The organism is Acutalibacter sp. 1XD8-33, assembly GCF_003612555.1.
In the GTDB taxonomy this organism is placed as follows: Bacteria; Bacillota; Clostridia; order Oscillospirales; family Acutalibacteraceae; genus Acutalibacter.
On the sequence record NZ_RAZF01000001.1, the window covers coordinates 263,596 to 288,057 of the forward strand.

A 24,462-nucleotide genomic window follows, 5' to 3' on the forward strand; every position below is an offset into this window, starting at 1 on the left:
AGCAGGCGAGACCCAAAGCCCCACACCCTTGCCGGAGGCGGCGGTCTGTGCCGCCGAAGGCTCCCTACTACTCTCCAAAATCTCACTGCTCCAGATGGCTATAGGAGGACTTCACCCGCAGGCGGTTCAGGGCTCGGGCCAGAGTGGCCTGGGCCACCTGATACTCCTGGCGGCTGCGCTTCTGCAGCAGGGCCTCCCGGGCCTGGTCGGCCTCCCGTCTGGCCCGGGCCTCGTCGATCTCCTCCGGCCGCTCGGCGGAGTCCACCAGCACCAGCACATCGTTGTGCTCCACCTTCACCATGCCCGGGGAAACCGCCGCTGTCTGGACTGGCTGGCCGGGAACCCGATACCGCAAGGTGCCCGGTAGCACGGCGGCGATCATGCTGCTGTGGTGGGCCAGAATGCACTGCTCCCCGTCGGAGGTGGGGATGGTCAGGCTCTCGCAGGGGCCCTCGTAAAAAGTCTTATCCGCCGCTAGAATGTGCACTTGGAATTCCGCCATCACAGCTCACCCGCTTCCAGCTTTCTGGCCTTTTCCACCACGTCCCGCCAAGTGCCCACGTTGTAGAAGGCGGCCTCGGGGTATTCGTCCAGCTCGCCGTCCACCAGCTTGCCGAAGCTCTCCAGGGTGTCCTTGAGGGGCACATAGACGCCGGGAATGCCCGTGAACTTCTCCGCCACATGGGTGGGCTGGGCGAAAAAGCGCTGGAGCCGCCGGGCGCGGGCCACGGTTTTCCGGTCCTCCTCGCTAAGCTCATCCATGCCCAGAATGGCGATGATGTCCTGGAGCTCGTTGTATTTCTCCAGGATCTCTTGGGATTTCCGGGCAATGCGGTAGTGCTCCTCTCCCACGATGTCCGCCTCCAGAATCCGGGAGGAAGAGGCCAGGGGGTCCACCGCCGGGTAGATGCCCTGCTCGGAGATCTTCCGGCTCAATACCGTGGTGGCGTCCAGATGGGCAAAGGTGGTGGCCGTGGCCGGGTCGGTCAGGTCGTCGGCAGGCACGTACACCGCCTGGACCGAGGTGACGGAGCCCACCTTGGTGGAGGTGATCCGCTCCTGAAGCTCGCCCATCTCGTTGGCCAGAGTGGGCTGGTAGCCCACGGCGGAGGGCATCCGGCCCAGCAGGGTGGAGACCTCGCTGCCCGCCTGGACAAAGCGGAAGATATTGTCAATGAACAGCAGCACATCTTTGTGCTCCTTGTCCCGGAAGTGCTCGGCCATGGTCAGCCCGGAGAGGGCCACCCGCATCCGCACGCCGGGGGACTCGTTCATCTGGCCGAACACCAGGGCGGTTTTGTCGGCCACGCCGCTCTCCCGCATCTCCCGCCAGAGGTCGTTGCCCTCCCGGCTACGCTCGCCTACGCCGGTGAAGATGGAGTAGCCACCGTGCTCCATGGCCACGTTGTGGATCAGCTCCTGGATGAGCACGGTCTTGCCCACGCCCGCGCCGCCGAACAGGCCGATCTTGCCCCCTCTGGGGTAGGGCTCCAGCAGGTCGATGACCTTGATGCCCGTCTCCAGAATCTCCACCGCCGGGCTCTGCTCGTCGAAGGAGGGGGGGCGGCGGTAGATACTCTGCAGGGGGGTGCCCTCTGGCACGGGGCCCCCGCCGTCAATGGGCTGGCCCAGCACGTTGAACATCCGGCCCAGGGTGGCCGTGCCCACCGGCACCTGGATGGTGTATCCCGGGATGTCCACTGCCAGGCCCCGGGCAAGGCCCTCGCTGGGAGAGAGCATGACGCAGCGCACGGTGTTCGCGCTGAGATGCTGGGCCACTTCCATCACCCGGACTACGCCGTCCCGCTCCACTGTGAGCGCTTCCCGCAGCCGAGGCAAACGGCCGCCCTGGATTTCCACATCCACCACAGGGCCGGAAATCTGTATGATAATTCCTTGCTGCAAATTTCTCACCTTTCTTTCTTTTGGCGCTGGGCCTTGGCTCCGGCGGAAACCTCGGTGATTTCCTGGGTGATGCCGGCCTGGCGGACCCGGTTATATTGAAGGGACAATTCCCCCATGAGCTTTTCGGCGTTCTGGTTGGCGCTGTCCATAGCCGCCATGCGGGCGTTCTGCTCGCAGCAGAAGCTGTCAATAAGCGCGCTGTAGATGAAGCCCGACACATAGCTGGGCATCATGCTGTTCAGCACCTCCCGGATGCCGGGGACAAACTCGAAAGGCTCTGTCACGTTTTTTTCTGTGGCGGCAGTGTCGGCGAAATAGGTGCGGTGAAAGGGAAGCAGCCGGGTGGAGCGGGCCCGAAAGGACATGCTGCTCTCCATGTCTGTATATACCACGAATATTTTCTTCAGCTCGCCGCAATCAAAGCGGTCCAGCAGTAGGGCGCTGATCTCCCGGGCCCGGGCCATGGTGGGGTTCTGGGCCGTGTAGAGAAAGCTGTGCTCAATGGGAATTTTGTGTTGGGTAAAGTAGCGCCGGCCGTATTCCCCCACCACGAACAGCTTAGTATCCGGGTGCTGGTCCAGAAGAGCCATAGCTTCTCGGATAGCATTCTGGTTGTAGGAGCCGGCCAGACCCTTGTCTGCGGTGATCACCAGGCAGCCGTAGGTGCCCTCGGAGAGCTCCGTGCGGTCGGGCGGATAGAAATAATGACTGTCCACATCGCTGGCAGTGCGGAATACTCGCTTGATTTCCCCCTGAAGCGCCTCAAAATAGGGCCTGGTATGGTCAAGCTCCAGCCGGGCCCGGCGGAGCTTGGTGGAGGCGATCAGATACATGGCGTTGGTGATCTTGCGGGTTTCCCCTACGCTTTCCATGTGGGACTTGATCTCTTTTGTACTGGCCATCTCAGCCACCACGCTTTTCGCTCTGCCTGGCCGCCAGGAATTTGGGGAACTCATCCAGGAATTTTCTCGAGAGGGAGACGATCTCCTCCCTGTCATCCGGGGAGAGCTGGCAGCTTTGGTCAATCCGGCGGCACAGGTCCGAGGCCTGCTCCTCTATATAGCCCAGCAGCCCGGAGCGGAACAGCTCGATCTGTTCCAGGGAGATATTCTGCATCACCCGGGCCATGGCGGCGGTCAGGATGATAACCTGCTGGTGGTGGGAGAAAGGGGAGTACTGGGGCTGGCGCAGCAGGCGGGTGAGTCCTTGCCCAAAGGCCAGCTGGCGCTTGGTGGCGTCGTCCAGATCGCTGGAAAACTGGGTGAACACCTCCATCTCCCGATATTGGGCCAGCTCCAGGCGGATAGCGCCCGCGGCGGCCTTCATGGCCTTGGTTTGGGCGTCGCCGCCCACACGGGATACGGACAGACCCACGTTTACCGCCGGGCGCTGGCCGGAGAAGAACAGGTCGCTCTCCAGAAAGATCTGGCCGTCTGTGATGGAGATGATGTTGGTGGGGATATAGGCGGACACGTCCCCAGCCTGGGTCTCCACAATGGGCAGGGCGGTGATGCTGCCGCCCCCCAACTCGTCTGAGAGGTGGGCCGCCCGCTCCAGCAGCCGGGAGTGGAGATAGAACACGTCTCCGGGATAGGCCTCCCGCCCGGGGGAGCGCTCCAGAAGCAGGCTCAGGGCCCGGTAGGCAATGGCGTGCTTTGAGAGATCGTCATAGACGATGAGCACATCCCGGCCCTGGTACATAAAGTACTCGGCCAGAGCACATCCGGCATAGGGGGCGATGTACTGCAAAGCGGCGGAGGCCCCCGCCGGGGCGGAAACCACCGTGGTGTAGTCCATAGCTCCCCGGCGGGAGAGGTTTTCCACCATCTGGGCTATGGAACTGGTTTTCTGCCCGATGGCCACATAGATGCACACCACATTCTTGCCCTTCTGATTTAGGATGGTGTCCAGGGCCACGGCGGTTTTACCGGTTTGGCGGTCGCCGATGATCAGCTCCCGCTGGCCCCGGCCAATGGGGAACATGGAGTCGATGGCCAAAAGGCCCGTCTCCATCGGGGTGTTTACCGGCTGGCGGTCCAGAATTCCCGGGGCGGGAGCCTCAATGGGCCGGTGGGTTTCCACCTCCACAGGGCCCTTGCCGTCCACAGGCTCGCCCAGGGCGTCCACCACCCGGCCGAGAAAGCTCTCGCCTACCCGCATGGCGGCGGTTTTCAGCGTGCGGCGGACCATGCTGCCCGCGGTGATTTCCTCGCTGTCCCCAAAGAGGACGCAGCTGAGGTCCCCTTGGCGCAGATCCTGGACCATGCCCTTGACGCCTCCGGCAAACACCAGAATTTCTCCGTACTGGGCATGCTCCAAACCGCCTACAGTGGCAATTTCGCTGTCAACGGTGAGCACCTCGCCGATTTCCTCCGGAGCAGCCTGGGGCTCCCACTGGTCCAGAGCCTCCCGCATCAGGGGGACGATGTCCTCCTGGCCGGGGCGGAGCAGGCGCAGGTAGTCCTGAAACTGCCGCAGCCGCCCGTGGCGGGTCCAGTCGTATACGTCAGATCCCGCCTGGAGGCGGAAGCCGTTTTTCAGGGAATCGTCCCGCTCCCATTTCAGGGGGACCTCCCGCTGGTATTTCTGGTTCAGAAAAGCGGAAAACCGTTCCATCTGGGCCGGGGAGGGCTCTTGCGCGCTGCGCAGGGTGGCGGTCAGGTGTCCTCTATCGGTCAACATGGGTTTTGCCTCCCTCTGCCAGAGTCAAGAACTGGTCGAAGGGGTCCTCGCCGGTGTGCAGAGCAATTTTTTCCGCCGCTTCCGTCACCAACTTCTTGAGCTCCCTCTGGGATTCCTTAACAGCCCGCTCCCGGCTGTGTTCCGCCTGAATCCGGGCCTGCTCCACGATCTGCCGAGCCTGAGCCTGAGCCTGGGCTATCTGTTCCTCGGCGGACTGCTGCACGGCCTGCTGGGACTTTTGCCGTGCCAGACGCAGTTCTTCTTCCGCTCCGTCCAGCTGGGCCTGATACCGGGCCTTGATCTTTTCGGCCTCCTCCAGTTTGGAAGCCGCCTGCTGTTCCCGGCTCTGATAGTACTCCTCACGCTTCTGCATAAACTGTTTTACGGGCTTGTAGAGCAGGAAATACAGGCCGGCGATCAGGATGGCCAGGTTCATCCAATGGAGCAAAATCTGCTGCCAATCTACATTCAGTGGAATGTTCATGTCCGCCACCCCTTACAGCACAAAGATAATCAGGATAACCACCAGCAGGGCATAGATGATGGCTGTCTCGATAAAGACCAGGCCTAGCATAAGGGTGGTGCGGATTTTGTTTTCGGCTTCCGGCTGACGGGAGATGCTCTCGGTGGATTTGGCGGTGGCCAGACCCATGCCCACGGCGCCGCCTGCCGCCGCGATGCCTACGGCGATGCCGGCGGCCAGTGCCTTCAGGCCTAGATCGCTTCCGGCGGACTGGGCCTCTCCTTGGGCGGGAGCGGTTTCCTCCGAGGCCGCCAGAGCGGGCATGGCCAACAGGGTCATGGCCAGCAGGGCCAGAGCCAGGGCGCAGATCAATTTTCTATGCTTGTTGAGCTTTTTCATTTTGATAACCTCCTGGAAATTTTTTAAGTATTTTATATGGGCGCGTGGGTGCGTGCGCTGGCTGATTGCGGAGCACAGGGCGCTGGCGCGCGAATTGGCTTGGCAGCTGCGCCCACAGTTGGCCGCTTCCGGGGCCCAAGGGCTTTGTCCTGCCTGCGTTGCAGTCGGGGGTTCCCTACGCAAAACATCCCACTGGGATGTTTATGTTACCCTCCTGCGTTGCTTTCTCAGGTGTTAAGGGCAAGACCGTGGGACGTTGCTAAGGCACACCCTACCACCTTTGAAAAGGTGGACGAAACTTTTACCCTGGACGGCTTTGGCCGGTCCAGCGGGCCAAAACTTGGCAACGCCAAGTTTACCGCTGGCGGGGTGTGGGGGTGAGCGTCTGCCAGTGGCAATCGTTCTGACCCGACCGAGTCGGCAGCCGAGACCCTTTGGCGGCGAAGGCCACTCCGTATTACTTTCAAAAAATATGTTTTGTGTGGGCTATTCTCTGTCAGCCGGTGGCGCCGCTCTTTCTGGGCTTTTTCTCCTTATGGGAGGGCTCGGAGACCTCCCCATAGAACAGGGCCGTCAGCATGGTAAGCACATAGGTCTGGATAATGGCATGGAGCAAGGTGAACAGGACGCCAACGATCACCGGCAGCAAAAAGCTGAGGGTGACAAAATAGTATACCAGCTCTGTGACCAGCAGGCCGCTGAGCAGCGCGCCGAACAGCCGGAAGCTCATGGAAATGGGCAGGGAAAACTCCTTGAGAGTTTTTCCCACGCCTCCCACGCCGTTGCCCGCAACGCCGCCGGAAAGAATGACGAGATAGGACAGAACGCCCAGGGCGATGGCGGCGTTTACGTCAGACAGGGGCGCCGGCAGGGTGATGGGGTTCCCATGGGTAGTAACAACCTGAAGCCCCAGAAGTTCAAAGAGAGTGCCCACAAAAATGTAAGCCCCGGCGGCAAAAATGTAGGCCCCCAAAAAGCCGTTTCGATGAGGGCTGTTGGTTTTTGCCATTCTGTCAAAAAGCCCTACGGCCTCCTCCAGCAGCAGCTGAAGTTTCCCCGGGGCATACCGGAATCTGGGAACGACAAAAATCCGGATGCAGGCCGCTGCCAGAAGCAAAACGACCGTTACGGCAAACGCGGAGATCAATCCGGGATTTACCGCTTTCCCGCCTAAAAAGGCGATTTGGTTTACGCTGTGCAGCACCGCGTCCCGCATGGTTTCCTGCACGCTTTCCGTCCGGCCTTGAAAACCGGAGAACAGCGCCAGCGCCAGAAAAACCACAGCCAATGCCAGCCACAACGCCAACCCTTTTTTCTGTTGTTTCATCGCGCACTTCCTTTCTCCCTTGGTACGGTGCTTCACCGCCCTCCTTTCTATGAGAATCAGAGAGTGGAGAGCGGATCAACATCGTTCAAATTATAGCAAGGGGAATTTTCAATGTCAAGAGTGGGAAAGGGGGCCTCCGGCGGAATATTGGGGCAAAATTTCAGAGCCTTCGGAATCGGCGCGAAATGTGGCGGATTTTTCCAGAAAGAAGTCAAAAAACTTTACATAATTTGCTGTGCCTACTTGCATTGCTCAGAGAGAAAATGCTATAATATGTCTCGTGCAATGGAAAATGTTGGGCGGGATTTTTTTGCCCGGCACAGCGAAAGGAAGGTTATGACTATGAAGTTGCGCGCCCGTATACTTTCCGCCCTGATGGCGGCGGCCCTTTCAGCGGGAATCCTGTTTCCCACAGGGCCCGAGGCCTTGGCCGCTTCCCGGCCAGATCAGCAGACTGCGGCGGCTCCGGCCGCTCTGGGAGAGATCCAGGCCATCCTGCGGTTAGACTATGCTCAACCTCTGGAGGCCCTGAAAAACCATGATGTCAAAGTCGGGATCGCCCGGAATGACGTGATCCTGGAGGAAGTGCGCCTTTGGGAGCCTGGCATCAGGAAGATTCAAACCTCCGATGTGGACGCCCAGGTCCAGGTGGAGGCTAAAAATGCCGATGGGGAAGAGGACGCTACCGGCTGGCCAAAGTATCTCACCCTTACCGTCTCCGGCCTGCCAAAGGGCGAATATACCCTGGGCTTTACGGGGCTTGGATACCGCTCCTATTTCCAGAAACTGGATCTGAGCCAGTACTCTCAGCATGTCACTCTGGGAACCGGCGACAGCACCTTTACTTTGGGGGATGTGAACGGCGACGGCCAGGTAAACGCCGCAGACCGGGATATGCTCTCCCGCCAGCTGGCCTCTAAGGACCAGACCCTGCTGCCCACATATGATTTTAACGGGGACGGGGCTATCGATGTGGTAGACCTGGCCTATCTGAACTGCAACATAGAGGCCGAAGGCGGGGCACAGCTGGCGGAAGGGGCTATGCTGAATCCTCCAGTGGATCTGGAGGCCATGGCCCAGGCGGGTCTTACGGTGACTGCCGGAAGCCTTGAAAATTTGTTTTCTTCTGGGGAAGAGGGCGTTACTCTTAGTGCCCCTGGCGCTACCCTCCAGCTACCCATTCCCTTTTCCACTCCGGTAGAAATGAGCCAGATGACCATTGTCACCCCGGAAGTAGGCGGAATTGAAAGCGGTACTGTGACAGTGGAATATGCTGATGGGGAAACGGAAGAGCACTTGATCGAGACAGTTCTGCCTGCCGGTCTGTTTGCCATCAGCCGCACACCCGGGTCCCGAACCATTACGATTTCCCTGGGAAAACGGGTGGCGGTGAAAAAGATCACCGTTACCGTGACCAAAACCGAGACGGGCACTGTGGCCATGCAGTCCGTCCAGTTTTTAAAGGATATTATCCCGGAGAATCCCGCGGACGTCAACCGAGTGGTGTCCGGCCTGGCCGCCACGGCGGGCAGCGAATCGGCAGAGCTGAAATGGCGGGGGCTTCCCAATGTCACCGGCTATCAGATTACCTATTGGATGGATGGCAGCAGCGCCAAGCGGACCATGCGGGTGAATGTGCCATACGCCACTGTCAGCGGTTTGGAGAACCTGAAGAAATATTGGTTTCAGGTAACGCCGGTAGCGGAGGGCTGGGAAGGGGATCCCTGCGACGCGGTTTCCGCCACACCCCAGCCTGCCCAGCGGCCGGACGCTCCCGACATGGTAAGCGTGCAGGAACTGGACGGCGCGCTGAATGTGAGCTGGAAAAAGTCTGCGGGGGCCACCTATTACGAGGTCTATTATAAGGAAAAGGACTCCTCTGAAGAATACCGGCAGACTGGTGGAATGCTTCTTTCCACTGGATTGCGAATTCCCAACCTGAAAAACGGCGTGACCTATCTGATCTACGTGATCGCGGGAAACAACGTGGGTTCCAGCAAGCCCTCCCGGACCTCGGAAGGCACACCAAAAGCCGTGGATTACACCGCGCCCGAGGGCCTGCCCAAGGCCGGTCTGCTGGACCGGTCCAAGATCGAGCAGATCCGTCTGGCCTGGCCCACAAACTATGCCCCGGGCGAGTATACCGAGGCGGCTCCCTTTACGCCCAATAATATGATAGACGGGGACTACCGCACCCATTGGACCGCGAAGAACTGGAGCGGGAACGAGCATGTGATCTGCACCTTTAAAGAGCCGGTGGATTTGCAGGCCGTGCTGTGGGTGCCCCGGCTGGACGGAAATTACCCGCGATATCTGCGGGCCTATAGCGTCCAGGTCTGGTATGAGGGCGACGACCTGTCCAAAAACGGCCGCCTGATTGTGCCCGATCCGGCTAAAGGAGGCCAGGACAACAACGGCGGCACTGGCGGCGGGGACGTGTTCACCTGGCCCGATATTCCCAATAGAAACGCCATTCCCACTTCAAAGTTTGGCATTTTGCCCTTTGGCCCCGCAAAGAAGATCGTGCAGATCAGCGTGGCGGTGGAGCAGGCGGAGTATAACCTGGTAAACTGTTCTGAGCTGCTGTTTATGGAGTATGATCCCAGCCGCAGCCTGCCGGACGAGATCAGCGCCCTGTTTGCCAATGACCTGCGCACCCAGCTGAAGCCTGGCGTCACCGAGAAGCAGATCGCGGACCTGAAAGCCCGGCTGAACAGTGACGAGCGCTATTATTACCTGGACACCGCTGCCCTGGCCGACGAGCTGGAGCTGGCAGGAGAACTGCTGAAGGGTTCCTCCTCCGGCGTGGTGATTGAGGGCGTTCAGGCTCGCAGCGGCGGAGTGGACAGCACTAACTACGCCCAGTCCGGCAGCGAGCTCCAGCCCCTGGGCGCTGCCTCCCAGGCGGGGAAGGAGATCACCGTCTACGCCGGGGGAATTCCGGAGGGCGGCAAGCTCACTCTGTATGCCTCCCAGTTCAACGCCGAGGCCTCCACCTGGAGGGCCTCCATGGGAGATGTGAAAAACGGCCGCAACACCTTTACTGTGCCCAAAATTGGCAGCCAGAACACCCAGCGGGGCGGCAGCCTGTACTTCACCTATACCGGGCCGAATCCAGATCAGGTGAAGCTTCATGTGCGCCGTGCCACGGATATCCCCGTGCTGGAACTGTCCGGCTGGTACGCCATGACCGAGGCGGCCAAGGTGAACACTATCCAGGGCTATCTGGATGAGCTGGATGCTTATCTCGTTAAGGCTGGCGTAACCCAGAGCAACCGGACCACCAACTGTCTGAATGTGACGGAGATTTCCACGCCCACCATGCTGCTGTCCCTGCCCGCCCTGGCGGTGAAGAACAGCACCACAGCCACCGGCGACGCCCGGGTGCAGGCGCTGTTCAACTCTGTTTTGGCCTGGGAAGATGTGATGCACATCTGCAAGACCACCCAGGGCATTGACAAGACCTATGGGGAAAACGACATGCAGACCCGGCAGAATATCCGGTGCATGCAGATGTTTTCCGGCGCCTTTATGTACGCGGCGGGGAATCACATCGGCATCGGATACAATTCCTGCGCGGGAATGGCCGGGGGCCAGCCCATCTCCGTAACAGGCCAGGGCGCGGCCAACAGGCTGTTTGGCTGGGGCATCGCCCACGAGATCGGCCACAACATGGATAAGCTGGGCCGGGCGGAGATCACCAACAATATCTACGCCCTGATGGTCCAGACCTATGACGGCCAGGCCAATACCCTGCCCTCCCGTCTGGAAAATAGTGGAAAGTACGCGGAAATTTTTGACAAGACCGCCCAGGGACTGCCAGGCGAGTCCAACAATGTGTTTGTGCAGCTGGGCATGTACTGGCAGCTCCATCTGGCCTATGACAATGCCTCCCAGCCCATAGATTTCTACAACCGCTTCTTCAAGGCCTGGAAGTCCGGCACCTATACCCAGGGCTTCTCCGGCCTTAGCTACGACGAGAAGGTGGCCCTCACCGCCTCCGGCGTGGTCGAAAAGGATCTGACGGAGTTCTTTACCCGCTGGGGAATGCGCCTTGGCGACAGCGTCAAGGCAAAGCTGGAAACCTACGCCCAGGAGCCCCGGGCCCTCTGGTACTTAAGCGACCAGAGCCGCCGGGACCGGCTGGCCGGAAAGACGACGGCCCGGGCGGGATTCAGCGCCGCGGCCGGGAAGAAATCCGGCAGCAATAACGAAATTGACATTACCATCACCCCGCCCAATGTGGAAAACGTTCAGGGCTATGAGATCCTTCGGGACGGCAGGGCCATTGCCTTCGTCCAGCACAAAGCAGGGGAACCCCCCGTCTACACGGACGTGATCGGCTCGGGCAACCATCTGGCCTTTACCTATCAGGTGCGGGCCTACAGCACCCTGGGCGAGATCATCGGCACAGCCGAGGCCGGACAGGTGCGGGTGGCCTACGACAAGACCGTCCCGGCTTCCCAGTATGAGCTGAAGCTGGACGGAACCACCGCCACCTTCACCCTGAATGAGGAGACTCCGGTCTCCGGTCTGAAGCTGGTGAGCACCACTCCCGACGCCTCAGCCGCCCTGACCGTGGAGATCACCGACGGGGCGAGCAAGACCGTCACGGCCCGGCAGGGGACCTATGGGGAGAGCCTCTCCGGGGACGATCCCGACAGCTACGCGACCTACTTCAACAAGCCGGGCGAGAACACCGCCGGGGGCACCATCTGGACCTATGACGCAAAGACCGTCACCGTCACCGGCCTGCCGGAGGGCATAGAGCGCGGAAACGTGCAGCTCATTGAGTACGCCGGGGACGACGTGTCCTTCCTCTCAGGGGAGGACGGCTTCGCGGGCCGCCTGTCCGCTGACTACGACTGCGGCGGGGGCAATGTACTCAAGGCGGGCACGCTGGTGGTTGTGGGCACCTACCGGGGAGACCCATATTACGGCTCCGTGATCGTCAAGGGCAAATTTACCACCACAAAGGTCACGGTGGACGAGAATGGCAAGGAGACCGTGGCCACCGGCGAGGAGATCCGGGAGATGGCGGGGGATATCTACACCTTCGCCGAGGTGCCCGAGGACCAGAAGGTCAGCGACATCAGTAACGGCCTGTTCCTCTTTGTGCCCAATGTCCAGCAGGAGGCGGAGCTTCAGGACGCCACCCACTGCGACGGCGTGAACCTGCTGCCCAGCCAGATCATGGCGGAGATGTACCGGGCGGACGACCCCAACAATCCCAATGGTAGCAAGCGGCTGACGGCCAGCACCCTGTGGATGAACAGTCCTGGCGGGGAGGACCTGCCGCAGATTGTCCTTGAATCTGATTGAGTTCGATGAAATTGGCGGGAAAGGAACGTGATTGCGTTTATGAGAAATCTGAGAAAAAGGGCTCTGGCCCTGATTTTGGCCCTCTGCCTGTGCCTCTGCCTGCCCGGCCTGGAGCTTCCGGCCGCGGCGGCGGACGCCCTCACCCTCGTCTATAGCCAGAGCGTGGACGGTGAGGTCCATCTGGGCATCACCGGCGTGGACCCGGCAAAGGTGATCTACGGCGTGCAGCTGGAGGTAGCCTTGGACGGGGAATACCTGCCGGAGAACGTGCGCCTTGACCCGGAGCATGGGAGTTCCGCCTTCAGCCCCACCTTTTCCACCTTGGTGAAAAAGGAGGAGGGCAGGACCACCGTGGCTCTCTATCTGGTGTCCGACTACGCACTCAACAACCAGAGGGAGATCCGCCTGGGGGCGCTCTTTGCTGAGGGCCTGCCCATCGCGCCCCTGAGCGCCAGGGCCGCCCTGCTGGACTCTGACCAGCTGCACAATGGCGGCGAGCTGGAATTCCAGGATCTGCCCATGTCGCCCGCGCCGGGTGCCCAGGCCTGGGGCCCCAGCAGCCGGATCAAGCGGACTGTGACCGCCGGCGAGGGGGAGATCGGCATCAGCTCCCCCGGCACCGCCCGGGAAAACCAGACCGTCTTTGTACAGGTAGCCCCCAAGGAGGGATACCAGCTGGAGAGCCTCCAGGCCAGCGAGGGCGTGGTCCTGATCCCGGCGGGCGAGGGCGAGTACTCCTTTAAAATGCCGGGGCACGAGGTGGAGCTGAGGGCCTCCTTCAAGAAAAAGGACCAGGAGCCCCTCAAGCCCTTGTTCTCCGACGTGAAGGAGGGCGACTGGTTCTATCCTGCGGTGGAGTACGCCTACACCAATGGCCTGATGAACGGTATCGGCGGGGGAAGATTCGGCCCCAACGAGGACACCAGCAGGGGAATGCTGGTTACGATCCTCTACCGCCGGGAGGGCTCTCCCGCCGTGGATGGGAGGAGCGGCTTCTCCGACGTGGCTGACGGCCAGTGGTACACCGACGCGGTGACCTGGGCCAGCGAAAACGGCATTGTCAATGGATACAGCGGCAACGTGTTCCGGCCGGCCTCCAAGATCTCCCGCCAGGAGATCGCCGCCATCCTCTACCGCTACGCTAAATATAAGGGCTACGACCTCACCGCCGGCGGGGACCTCTCCGCCTTCCCGGACGCGGGGCAGGTGGGCGAGTTCGCCCGGGAGCCCCTGAAATGGGCCGTGGGCAAGGAGTACATCACTGGCAAGAGTGGCAAACTGGACCCCAAGGGCAGCGCCATCCGGGCCCAGTCCGCCACCATCCTGCAGCGGTTCTTCACGGGCCTGTAGGGCGTTTTTGAGAGGTTTACGGGGGGCTTTTCGGGCGCAATGGCGCGTCCAGATTTCAGCGGGTAAGGCGCGCTCTCAGCTGGTACGCCTGTGCGCTCAGTCAGCCTTCTCCGGTACTAGGCCCCTTTTTCACTTGCAAAAAGGGGCCTCTTGCCGGCCTTCGTCCGGCAATTCACCACCAAAAATGCGCATCTCAGGAGTTTAAGGTCAAGAGATAAGACCTTGAGGGCGTTGGGTCTCAGCTGCCGCTTCGGTCGGTTCGCAGCGTGGTCTGCAATACTTGGCTTTGCCAAGTATCCGGCAGAACGCTCACCCCTCAAATTCCCACGAGCTTTTGAAGAAAGCTAAGACTTCGCAGAGCGAAGTCTGCAAAACTTTTACGGTGGTTAGGCTAGCTCGGCAAAAATATGTTAATTGTCTGCGACGAACGAAGTGAGGAAGCAGGGGAAAAGTTTTTGATCAAACTTTTTTCAAAAAGTTTGTGGGGTGTGGGGCAACGCCCCACACCTTAGAAAGGAGAAATCTCATGAAATTAACCATTTTAGGCAGCTGTTCCGGCACTGAGCCCATGCCTGGGCGGCACCAGACCAGCGTGGCCCTGGAGACCGGCGGCAAGCTCTTTTTCCTGGACGCCGGGGAAAACTGCGGCTACCAGTCCTACATCCAGGGCCTGGACATCCTGGCCACAGACAGCGTCTTTATTTCTCACACCCATATGGACCATACCGGCGGACTGCCCCATCTGCTGTGGAACCTGCGGAAGCTGTGCACCATCTCCAAGGAGAACGAGGATCGGATGCGGGGGCGGAAAATTCGAGTGTTTTTGCCGGACCTGGACGTGTTCGACGGAGTCTGCAAAATGCTTCGGGGCAGCGAGGGGAATTATGAGACCGTCTTTTCCCTGGAGCCCCACCTGGTAGAGGATGGCCCCCTGCTGGACGGCCGCCTGCGGGTCTCCGCTTTCCACAACTGGCATTTGGGAGACCCCGCCCCCGGCGAGCCCTGGAAGAGTTTTTCCTTTCTGCTGGAGGCCGAGGGCAAAAAGCTGGTGTACTCCGGGGATTTTCGAGACTTTTCGGAGCTTCGGCCCCATCTGGACGGCGCGGACTTAATCTTGTTGGAAACAGGGCACCACCGGGCATGCGAGCTGTGCAAGGAGCTGGTGGATTCCGGTGCGCCCTTCGGTCGGGTGATGTTCTACCACCACGGCCTGGAGATTCTGGGCGACTTTGAGGGCGAGCTGGCCCTGGCCCGGGAGGTGCTGGGCGACCGGGTGGACTTCGCAGACGACGGCACGGAAATCAGCCTGTAAAACAGGCAGAACAGTGGAGGAGAGCTATGGTTGCGGTAGGGGGGGCTGAAGGACGCGCCCGTCCTGGCAGAACTAGAAGCTCAGGTGGCGGTCTTTGGCTCCGGGGGGAGCCGCCGGGCGCCGGAGGAATTCCCCTGGCTGGGGGAATTCGCGGCCAGGTCGGGACTGGAGATTGCCATAGAGCCCCTCCGCCGGGAAGAGTGCAATATTCTCAGCTTTGTCTCCAAAGCGGTGGAGATGGGCCTCTTTGGCGGAACTGCCCCATGTAGGAGTGCTGGGGGATACCTATCATATGGCCGAGGCGGTGAAAAGGCGGTTTCCCAAACCTGGAGACGGCCAGGACTACGCCGCCCACTGGAAGGCGCTGAAAGAGGCGGGGTAGTCCGGCCGGATCAGCATTGAGGTGAACACAGAGAATTTGCGTACAGATGGGCGGGAGGCGTTTCAGCTGTTAAATTCTTTAGCGGCATGGAACCTAAAGGAGAAATTGGGTATTGCAAAAAGCGGCGGGCTGGTGTATGATAATAAGGATAATGTCTTTAGGGCGAAACGGGAGCGTCCCGCTTTGCAGGAAAGGAACGTGGGCATACATATGAGAAGAAAAAGCGTCAAAAAAATGATAGCAATCCAGGTGGCCGCAGCCTTGGCCTCCACGATCTTGTTCAGCTTTATCACAACGTTCAACATTTTCCGGATCCAGGGGATTCAGGCAGATGCGGAACAGGCCAGCGCCTTGCTAGACCGGGCCCAGAGAGCGGAGGTAGCCCACTATAAGTGGTCCTCCAATCTAAGTAACGCCCTTTATGCCGGAACAGAGTTTACCGGCAGCATTGACCCCACTACCTGTGTGCTGGGCCAGTGGATCTATGGCGAGGCGGGGACTGACGATCCTGTGGTACTGGAGCTGCGCTCTCAGCTGGAACCTCTCCACAAGGAACTGCATGAGTCCGCAACCCATGTTCTGGATATGTTGGAGGACGATCCTTCTGGAGCGCAGGACTATTATCAGGACACGATCCAGAAAAACCTGGGGACTCTGGTGGGATTGCTGGACCAGGTGGTTGACGAGGGCGGTGTGCTGACTTTGGAGAGCCAGAAACAGATTGGGTTTACCACGGTTACGATGCACATTACCTCGGGAGTATGCTTGTTTTTGGCCCTGGCCTGTTTGATCAGTCTGATCTACTATGTGGTAAAGCGGGTAGTCGCCCCGATTTTGGATATCACCAAAGAGAGCGCCCAGCTGCAGGAGGGGCTTTTAGATCTGGAAATGACCTACAATTCTCCTGATGAGGTGGGAGATCTGGCCAGGACTTTGAAGGATTCTATGAGCCTGATCCGTAGCTATGTGACGGACATCAACCGGTTGATGGGCGAGCTTTCCCAGGGCAACTTTGACGTGCATACCAGCACGGACTATATTGGGGACTTCAGCACGATTCAGTCCTCAATGGACAGTTTTACCAGGACGATTTCCAATACGCTGGAGCAGATTACCGAGGCGGAGCAGCGGATTTCCGCCAACGCGGAGCAGCTTTCCAGTAGCTCCCAGTCCCTGGCCCAGGGAGCTACCGAGCAGGCCAGCTCTGTGCAGGAGCTGTATGCCACTCTGGATGGCGTTTCCCAGAGCGCAAAGCAAAATGTGGAGGTTGCTTCTGACGCTCAGACCCATGCGGATATGACCAGCAAGCAGGTTTCCGCCAGCGGAGAGCATATGCGGCAGATGGTGTCCGCCATGGAGGACATCAGCGGAACTTCCCAGCAGATTGGTCAGATCATTACGACCATTGAGGATATTTCCTTCCAGACCAATATCTTGGCGCTGAACGCGGCTGTTGAGGCCGCCCGGGCCGGAGAGGCGGGCAAGGGCTTTGCCGTTGTTGCCGGCGAGGTGCGCAGCTTGGCGGCGCAGTCAGACCAGGCGGCAAAGGCGACCAAGGAGCTCATCGACAACTGTGTGGCCGCTACAGCCCGGGGAACCCAGATTGTGGGCGGTGTGTCCCAAGAGCTGCAAAGCACTTTGGAGCTGGTTACCCGTTCCAATCAGGATATTGGCGTGATTGCCGAGGCGGTACGGAGAGAAGCGGAGGCGATTATGCAGGTGACGGAGGGGATCGGGCAGATCTCCGCCGTGGTGCAGACCAATTCTGCCACCAGCGAGGAATCTGCGGCGGTGAGCACAGAGTTGTTTACTCAGGCCAACCGGCTGAAGGCGCAGATTCAGCAGTTCCAGCTGAGGCGCTAAACAAAAAATTGCAAAAAAACCGGCGGAAAGACTATTCCGCCGGTTTTTTTGCGTACATAACGCTTCTCCATAGATCGAGCGTGCTTTTTGCAAGTGATATAGAGGCCTTCGGCAACTGAATCCTTGCCAACGCAAAGGCGGCGTTGGATCCGCCACTACGCATTCAGTTAATCAGGGTAAAGGTTTAGTCCACTCCAGGGTTTCCACCCCTGAACCGCCGGAGGCCAAGCACAGCGAAGTGAGCACCGCATTGTTTCAAAAAGTATGCTTTTTGAAACAATGCGGCTGCCTTCCTAAAAAAGCGCTTCCCTTTTTCGAGGATTTTTGATAAAATATACAGGTGCGAAAAACGGAGGAATGATCCCCAAAAGAAAGGATGATTGTTTTGAGTCAAAATTCCCAAGCCCAAAACCGGATGGGCACGGCAAACATGCTGCCACTGATTTTCTCGATGGCCCTTCCCGCCATGTTTTCCATGTTGGTGCAGGCCCTGTATAACATTGTGGACAGCTATTTCGTTTCCCAGGTAAGCGAGAAGGCCTTGGCGGCGGTTTCCCTTGCCTTTCCCATCCAAAACCTGCTCATCGCCTTTGCTGTGGGCACGGCGGTGGGCGTCACGTCCCTCATTTCCCGGCGGCTGGGCCAGGGCAGGCGGAAGGAAGCGGGAGCCGCTGCGGTCCACGGCATTCTGCTGGGCATCGCCACCTCGCTGGTGTTCGCGGTGTACGGCGCGTTCTTTACCACGCCCTTTTTTCGGATGTTCGAATCGGACCCGGAGATTGTCCACATGGGCGACCAGTACATTTCCATCTGCTGCGTGCTGTCCTTTGGCAGCTTTGTGGTGGTAATGATCGAGAAAATTTTGCAAGCCACGGGAAATATGCTTTGGCCGATGATATTCCAGCTGGTGGGCGCGCTGATCAACATTGTGCTGGACCCGGTGTTTATCTTCGGCTGGTTCGGCCTGCCCGCTATGGGCGTGGTAGGCGCGGCAGCGGCTACTGTGGCGGGGCAGATTCTCTCCATGGTGTTCAGTGTGGTCGTGATTTGCGTACGGCCCCATGAAATTCAGATCAGCTTCAAGGGCTTCCGCTTTGACTGGCAGACAGTGAAAAATATCTATGCGGTGGGGCTCCCAGCTATTATGATGCAGGCCATCGGCACAGTGATGAATATGGCCATGAACGCCATTCTCTCCGGCTTTTCCACTGCCGCCTACACGGTGTTCGGCCTTTATTTCAAGCTGCAATCCTTCGTGTTCATGCCGGTTTTTGGTTTGACCCAGGGCCTGCTGCCTATTATGGGCTACAATTACGGCGCGAAGAATAAGAAGCGGCTGCTTTCTGCTCTGAGCCAGGGCTGCGCTATTGCGGCGGTGATCATGGCTGCGGGAATGCTAGTGTTCCTGCTTCTGCCAGGCCAGCTTCTGAGCATCTTCAACGCGTCAGAGGAGCTGCACTCTATCGGGATACCCGCTTTGCGGATTATCTGCACCTGCTTTCTCTTCGCCGCCCTGGGCATTGTGTCCTCTACCTTGTTCCAGGCGGTGGGAAAGGGCACCTATAGCCTGATTGTGTCCCTGATGCGCCAGCTGGTGGTTCTGGTGCCCGTGGCTTGGATTCTGGCGGCGGCTACCGGTCAGGTAAATGCCGTGTGGTGGGCGTTCCCCATTGCGGAAACATTCTCCCTGGCGGCCAGCGTGGTGTTTTTCCTGCGGCTGTACCATTCTCAGATCAAAGACCTATAAAAGCGCGCGTATCATTGGGAAACCCCGGCCGGGATCGTTGCCTGGCCGGGGTCTTTATGAGCGCTATAGTAAATGAGCTTTAGAGGCTGGGTTCTCCTGACTCTTCCAGGATCTCCAGCGTCTGGGAATCTCCCTGCCCGCTTTGCTGGGAGGAATCTTGCAGTTGGAGAAACCGGAGGACGGCGATGAACAGGCTGCCAGCTCCCAAGAGAGTATTGAGCCGGTCGGGGGAACCGGAAGCGTCTGTCTGACATGCCAGGGATTCTGCCTGGCGCAGAAAGCCTGTCAGTGCGGCGATGTTGATGAGCCCGGCGGCAGTCTGCATTTCCAGCGGCTGTGGGTCCAAATTCTGGGCGGGGCAGAGAAGCTGACAGCGTTCCAGGTCCAGAGAGCGGTATTGGATTATCAACCCCAGCATAATCATCCGCAGCAGCTTTTGGGAATCCTCCAGCAGCGCCAGGCTTTCCTCCAATTCTCGAATGGAAAAATCCGGGCTGTGGGCCCAGAGGCCGCTTTCTCCTTTCATATCTTGTCCCTCCCATCTGAACCGCTCTACCGTCTGGTTCAAAAGAAGTGTTTCGTCTCTTTTGAACTACATTAACGGTATATGACCGGATATTGGATCTCGAACATGCTGATGCTATTCCAAATTATGCAGGGAGAGGGGAAAGTGTGAGAAACACAAGAATTTAGAGTGATATCCAGCAAGTTTCATAAAATCTTTTTAGGAAACCGATTGACATTTTGAAAATTTGGTTGTATAATTGCAGCAAATCGTTAACATACAAAAGTAAAAGGAGGAGAGTGGAGAATTGAGAACAAGAATGATTTCGGCCAGCGGCAAATATTTGCTTTTGCCCATCGCGGGCCAGCTCCGCATGTTCCCGCCCTCGGGAAAGCTACAGATTCTGGGCCTGTACCGGGACGAACAGCTTCTGGAAGAGTTGGAGCTGAACCTCTCGGTCAGCCCCCGGGCCTGGGGCGTCCTGTACCTGGAGCCTTACGCCGGCCAGGAGCTGGAGCTGCGGCTGGAGGGCGGGGACGAGTCCCTGCTGGACCTGCTGGAGGTGGCCGATGAGCCCAAGGACGCGGACACCCTCTACCGGGAGCCGGAGCGCCCCCTGGCCCATATCACCCCGGCCCGGGGCTTTATGAACGACCCCAACGGGCTTTTCTATTATAAAGGGGAGTACCACTACTTCGCCCAGCTGAATCCCTACGGCTTTGTGCCGGGGAACACCCACTGGATGCACATGGTCAGTCGGGATCTGGCCCACTGGCGGGAGCTGCCCTACGCCCTTCTTCCGGACGAGACCGGGCGCATGTACTCCGGGGGCGGCATTGTGGACGAGAACAACACCTCCGGCCTGGGAAAGGACGGGGAGCCCCCCATCTTCTTGTTCTACACGGCAGCGGGCAGCAAAACCCATTGGAGCAAGGGCCGGCCCTTTGAAATTGCGGCGGCCGTGAGCACCGACGGGGGAAGGACTTTTGAGAAGCTGCCGGAAAATCCCCTGGTGCCTAATATCCTCTTTATGAACCGGGACCCCAAGGTGGTATGGGAACCGGAGGGGGAGAACTGGGTCATGTCCATCTTCCTGGACAACGACCGGTACATGTTCCTGTACTCCAAGGACCTGATCCACTGGGACCAGGGGGACGTCTGGGAGATTCGGGGCGCGGCGGAGTGCCCGGACCTGTTCTGTCTGCCCCTGGACGGGGACGAGACGAAAAAGAAGTGGGTGCTCTGGGGCTCCACGGACTGCTATCTGGTTGGGCATTTTGCGGGCAGGCGGTTTGTGCCGGAGGGCCCTGCGGTGGAGGGCTGCACCAAGAAGCTCCACTCGGCCTATAGCGTTTCCGCCTGGTCTCCGGGGGGCTACGCGGCCCAGACCTTCACGGGCCTGCCGGGTGGCCGGGTGGTGCAGGTCTCCTGGATCCGGACCTGGACCAGCCGGGGGCCGTTTTCCAGCTGCGCCAGCGTGCCCAGCGAGCTGCGGCTGGTCTCCACAGCGGAGGGGCCCAGGGTATTTTTCTGGCCCGTGGAGGAGGTGGAAAACTTGTATCAGGACGGCTTTTCCTTTGAGAACCGGGGCCTGGAGGAGTTCGAGCGGATCCCCCGACAGGCCCTGGGGGAGGCCATGGACATGACCTTCCGGCTGACCGTGAAGCCGGACCAGCCCATCGCCTTTTCCGTGCGGGGGGTGCTCATTGTGTACGACCCCCGGCTGGGGCGGCTGATGCTACCCAGCGGCGCCTACGACGTGGGCCCGGTGGGGGATACCCTGGAGCTGCGGATCATCACGGACCGGATGTCCATGGAATTCTTCGTCAACGGCGGGCAGTTCCAGATTTCCCTGGCTACGGTGCTGGACCCCGCCCAGACCGGCATCACCCCCGTCTACCTGGAACCCGGCATTGGCGTGGACTTCGAGGTCCACCGGCTGGGGGGCATCTGGGAGACTTAAGGTCGTGGGACTCTGTCCCACACCCTGCAAGGGGCCTAACGCCCCTTGACCGCGTAATGTCACTCCTCATTACATTCGTCGTGAAGGTTTTATGTGTTTTGACGAGCTGACCGAACAACCGTAAAAGTTTCGTCAACCTTTTCAAAGGTTGCGGAGTGTGAGGCAGAGCCTCACGACCTTGCCCTTGACCTTAACACCTGAGAAGCGCAATTTTTGCGGGGTGAATTGGCGAGCGAAGTCTGCCAAGAGGGGGGCTTTTTGCAAGAATAAAAAGCCCCCCTGGAAACCGGAGAAGGCCAGCTCTGTGGGCACGGAACGAGCCGCAAGACCCGCCCGGCCCTGTGCCCCGCAACCAAGTAACGCGCGCACCCACGTGCCCATATAAAAAATCCCATACTCTATCGAATTAGAAAAAATTTTTGGAGGTATCATCATGAGCGAAAAAAGCAGACTCTATCCGTCGGCGGCGCTGAACTGCGCCATCACCAGCACATCGGGCAGCTTCGACCCCCAGCTTCCCCTGGGGAGAGAGGCGGGCACCGCTCGGCACTCCGCCACCGAGGCCCTGGTCCCCCCGGGCATCATGATGCTGGAGGGGGGCAGAATGCGCCTGAATTTCCTGGCTCCGGACGCGGCCTCCGTTTCCGCCGAGGTGCACCGGGTGCGGTACGACCTGGAAAAGGGGCCGGACGGCCTGTGGACCATTGAGGTGGAGGGCGGCGACGGCGGCTTCTGCCCGGTGATGTTCTTCGTAGATGGTGCCGAGGTCCTCAACCCCCTGGCGCCCATCGGCTTTGGCGCGTCCCGGCCCATCAACTACGCGGACATCCCCCAGCAGGACAACGACTTCTTCCTGTGCAAGGACGTGCCCCACGGCTCCGTGACCCAGGAGTTCTACCCCTCCAAGGCCACCGGCGGCATGAAGAGCTGCCTGGTCTACACCCCCGCCGGCTACATGAAGGAGACCGCCGGAGAATACCCGGTGCTGTACCTCCAGCACGGCCACGGGGAGAACGAGCAGTGCTGGGTCCACCAGGGCAAGGCCAATTTCATCCTGGACAACCTGATCGCCGAGGGCAAAATGACCTCCTGCATTGTGGTGATGAACAACGGCATGGTCCAGAAGGAGGAGGACGGCCTGCGGGTGCTGGACATCGAGCGCATCGAGCAGCTGCTTCTGGAGGACTGCATCCCCTTCATCGAATCCCGCTACCGGGTGAAAACCGATAAGTGGAGTCGGGCCATGGCGGGCCTGTCCATGGGCTCCATGCAGACCAGCGTGGTCACCCTGAGCCACCCGGACCTGTTCGGCTACGCCGGGGTGTTCAGTGGGTTTGTGGCCCCCAGAAAGAACCGGTTCGAGGGAAACTCCTATATCGACGCTCTCAACGACGGCGAGGCCTTCCGGCAGAACTACAAGGTGTTCTTCCGGGGCTGCGGCCGGGAGGACGATGTGGCCATCGAGAGCTTCCAGAGGGACAGCGCCCTCTTCGCGGAAAAGGGTCTGGCCCCCGACGCCTGCCCCGCCCATGTGGAGAAGCTCTATCACGGGGAGCACGAGTGGAACGTGTGGCGCATGTGCCTGCGGGACTTCGCCCAGCTGATCTTCCGGTAAAACCCCGTGGGAGAGGTTTAAACGCGCATTTTTTGGACGATGTTTTGGAGTCTCGCCTGCCGGCTCGGTCGGTTCACAGCTTGTCTGCCACTGGCAGACGCTCACCCTCCGGGTTCTTAGGGGCGTTGCCCCTAAGAACCCTACCACCTTTTGAAAAAGGTGGACGAAAACTTTACCCTGGTTAGTTGGATGCGCCCCAACGAACCATTTGCGCGATCAAGGGGCGTTAGGCCCCTTGTGGGGTTTGGGGCAAAGCCCCAAGGTCTTGCCGTAGGGCGCGGCAGACTTGGCTTTGCCAAGTCTTGTGCGCCCGAAGGCCTTCCAATACTCAAAAACCAATTTCTCGCGCCAGCCGCATCCCCGGCGGAGGAATATTGACAAAACGGAAATTTTATAGTAATATATTTTTATCAAGCGCCGTGCCTGAGAAATGCCGGGAGGGCCGCGTCTGTGATATGGCAAAAAAGGCGGTTTGGAGTGATGAATATGGCGACACTGAAGGATGTGGCGGCTAAAGTTGGCGTATCCATTACCACGGTATCCCGGGTGCTGAACGATCGGGGATCCATTAGCGAGAAAACAAAGGAGAGAGTATTCCAGGCCATGAAAGAGCTGGACTATTTCCCCAACGAAATGGCCCGCTCCCTGTCCAACCGGAATAGCCACCTGCTGGGCCTGATCGTCCCCTACATCAACCACCCTTTTTTTGGAATGCTCACCGACGCGGTGGAGCAGGCCTGCTATCGGGAGGGCTACAAGCTGCTGCTCTGCGCCTCGGGCAACAGCGCCCAGCGGGAAAAAGAGCATTTTTCCATGCTGCGGGCCAACAATGTGGCAGGCGTGATGGTGTGCAGCCGTATTGAAAAGGCCGAAGGATATTTGAAAAGTGATTTCCCCCTAGTGAGCATTGAGCGCAACATCGCGGACGTGCCCTCAGTATCCTGTGACAACTATAAGGGCGGCGTGCTCGCCGCTCAAGAGCTGGCCGCAAGCGGCTGCAAGCATGTGCTCCTTTTGGGCAACCGGGTGAAAGGCCATATGATGCCTGCGGGGCTGCGGTATATGGGATTCGAGGAGGAGTGCGCCAGACTGGGGCTGGACAGCAGAAATTACTATCTTAACGATGAGGACCTGTTCGCCGAGGGCCTGCCGGACAATTTGACTGCCATTTTCGAGGGGAGCCCTCAGGTAGACGGTGTGTTTGCTACCAGCGACGTGCTGGCCGCCAAGCTGGTGACCAGCCTGCGGGGACTCAAGGAATGTCCGGAACGGCTGGCCGTGGTGGGGTTCGATGGCGTAAATATCTCCGAATACTGCGATATTAGCACAGTGGCCCAGCCCATCAGTCAGATGGGGGCTTTCGCGGTGAACACCTTGATCCGCCGAATCAACGGCGAGATGGCGCCAGACCGGACCGTGTTGCCGGTGAACTTTTTGCGCCGGGGCAGTTCGGGCCCGGGGGCCAACGCCCTGAGACGGTAAAACTGGTCAATCTGAACAGAAAAGTGAGAGATTTGGGGAGTATCCTGTGAGGAAGATGACACCCGTCGGAAAGAGAATGCTTTTCGGCGGGTGCGATTACTTGTATGAACAGGTTCTAATTGCCTTACCGACAAATCGGGATTTG

General features: G+C 59.4%; 17 protein-coding genes. 9 read left to right on the forward strand and 8 right to left on the reverse strand.

Annotated features, from left to right (window positions below):
- Positions 1-82: 82 nt before the first annotated feature.
- From atpC to D7X94_RS01335, 7 genes are all read right to left on the reverse strand, one after another.
- A complete protein-coding gene (gene atpC, locus D7X94_RS01305) occupies positions 83-502 on the reverse strand; it encodes an ATP synthase F1 subunit epsilon (protein WP_120425875.1) in 420 nt (139 codons plus the stop codon).
- Positions 502-1,905, reverse strand: coding sequence for a F0F1 ATP synthase subunit beta (gene atpD / locus D7X94_RS01310; RefSeq protein WP_120425876.1), 1,404 nt, complete (start codon positions 1,903-1,905; stop codon positions 502-504). The genes atpC and atpD overlap by 1 nt, the downstream gene beginning before the upstream one ends.
- 5 nt (positions 1,906-1,910) lie before the next feature.
- The gene (gene atpG, locus D7X94_RS01315) at positions 1,911-2,807 is read right to left on the reverse strand and encodes an ATP synthase F1 subunit gamma (RefSeq protein WP_120425877.1); all 897 of its coding nucleotides are present in this window, start codon (positions 2,805-2,807) and stop codon (positions 1,911-1,913) included.
- A 1-nt stretch (position 2,808) separates the two neighbouring features.
- Complete coding sequence (gene atpA, locus D7X94_RS01320; RefSeq protein ID WP_120425878.1) at positions 2,809-4,587, reverse strand: F0F1 ATP synthase subunit alpha; 1,779 nt, start codon at positions 4,585-4,587, stop codon at positions 2,809-2,811.
- Positions 4,574-5,071 (reverse strand): ATP synthase F0 subunit B, encoded by a 498-nt coding sequence (locus D7X94_RS01325; RefSeq protein WP_120425879.1) that lies wholly within the window; start codon positions 5,069-5,071, stop codon positions 4,574-4,576. Before D7X94_RS01325 ends, atpA begins: the two co-directional genes overlap by 14 nt.
- Before the next feature lie 12 nt (positions 5,072-5,083).
- Positions 5,084-5,449 carry an ATP synthase F0 subunit C gene (locus D7X94_RS19620; RefSeq protein ID WP_120425880.1) on the reverse strand — a complete coding sequence of 122 codons (366 nt, stop codon included), beginning with the start codon at positions 5,447-5,449 and terminating at the stop codon, positions 5,084-5,086.
- Positions 5,450-5,945: 496 nt separating this feature from the next.
- The gene (locus tag D7X94_RS01335) at positions 5,946-6,776 is read right to left on the reverse strand and encodes a F0F1 ATP synthase subunit A (protein ID WP_120425881.1); all 831 of its coding nucleotides are present in this window, start codon (positions 6,774-6,776) and stop codon (positions 5,946-5,948) included.
- 342 nt (positions 6,777-7,118) lie between these two features.
- Between D7X94_RS01335 and D7X94_RS01340 the strand changes: the two genes are divergently transcribed.
- The 6 genes from D7X94_RS01340 (at position 7,119) to D7X94_RS01360 (ending at position 18,752) form a co-directional block, all read left to right on the forward strand.
- Positions 7,119-12,098 (forward strand): M60 family metallopeptidase, encoded by a 4,980-nt coding sequence (locus D7X94_RS01340; RefSeq protein ID WP_158590843.1) that lies wholly within the window; start codon positions 7,119-7,121, stop codon positions 12,096-12,098.
- Between the two features lie 39 nt (positions 12,099-12,137).
- Complete coding sequence (locus D7X94_RS01345) at positions 12,138-13,448, forward strand: S-layer homology domain-containing protein (protein ID WP_120425883.1); 1,311 nt, start codon at positions 12,138-12,140, stop codon at positions 13,446-13,448.
- Positions 13,449-13,974: 526 nt separating this feature from the next.
- Positions 13,975-14,760 carry an MBL fold metallo-hydrolase gene (locus D7X94_RS01350; protein ID WP_120425884.1) on the forward strand — a complete coding sequence of 262 codons (786 nt, stop codon included), beginning with the start codon at positions 13,975-13,977 and terminating at the stop codon, positions 14,758-14,760.
- 247 nt (positions 14,761-15,007) lie between these two features.
- Complete coding sequence (locus tag D7X94_RS19435; RefSeq protein WP_279221730.1) at positions 15,008-15,142, forward strand: hypothetical protein; 135 nt, start codon at positions 15,008-15,010, stop codon at positions 15,140-15,142.
- A gap of 105 nt (positions 15,143-15,247) precedes the next feature.
- Positions 15,248-17,005 carry a methyl-accepting chemotaxis protein gene (locus tag D7X94_RS01355; RefSeq protein ID WP_243111073.1) on the forward strand — a complete coding sequence of 586 codons (1,758 nt, stop codon included), beginning with the start codon at positions 15,248-15,250 and terminating at the stop codon, positions 17,003-17,005.
- A 385-nt stretch (positions 17,006-17,390) separates the two neighbouring features.
- Entirely contained in the window at positions 17,391-18,752 is a 1,362-nt protein-coding gene (locus tag D7X94_RS01360) for an MATE family efflux transporter (RefSeq protein ID WP_243111075.1), read from the forward strand.
- Positions 18,753-18,831: 79 nt separating this feature from the next.
- On the opposite strand, the gene D7X94_RS01365 is transcribed toward D7X94_RS01360, so the two are convergent.
- On the reverse strand, positions 18,832-19,278 hold the full coding sequence (locus D7X94_RS01365; RefSeq protein ID WP_120425886.1) for a hypothetical protein: 447 nt from the start codon (positions 19,276-19,278) through the stop codon (positions 18,832-18,834).
- Between the two features lie 286 nt (positions 19,279-19,564).
- Between D7X94_RS01365 and D7X94_RS01370 the strand changes: the two genes are divergently transcribed.
- The 3 genes from D7X94_RS01370 to D7X94_RS01385 all read left to right on the forward strand — a co-directional run bounded on the left by D7X94_RS01370 (position 19,565) and on the right by D7X94_RS01385 (position 24,317).
- On the forward strand, positions 19,565-21,220 hold the full coding sequence (locus tag D7X94_RS01370) for a glycoside hydrolase family 32 protein (protein ID WP_147401639.1): 1,656 nt from the start codon (positions 19,565-19,567) through the stop codon (positions 21,218-21,220).
- Between the two features lie 433 nt (positions 21,221-21,653).
- On the forward strand, positions 21,654-22,835 hold the full coding sequence (locus tag D7X94_RS01380) for an alpha/beta hydrolase-fold protein (RefSeq protein WP_120425889.1): 1,182 nt from the start codon (positions 21,654-21,656) through the stop codon (positions 22,833-22,835).
- A gap of 480 nt (positions 22,836-23,315) precedes the next feature.
- Positions 23,316-24,317, forward strand: coding sequence for a LacI family DNA-binding transcriptional regulator (locus tag D7X94_RS01385; protein WP_120425890.1), 1,002 nt, complete (start codon positions 23,316-23,318; stop codon positions 24,315-24,317).
- Positions 24,318-24,462: the final 145 nt, after the last annotated feature.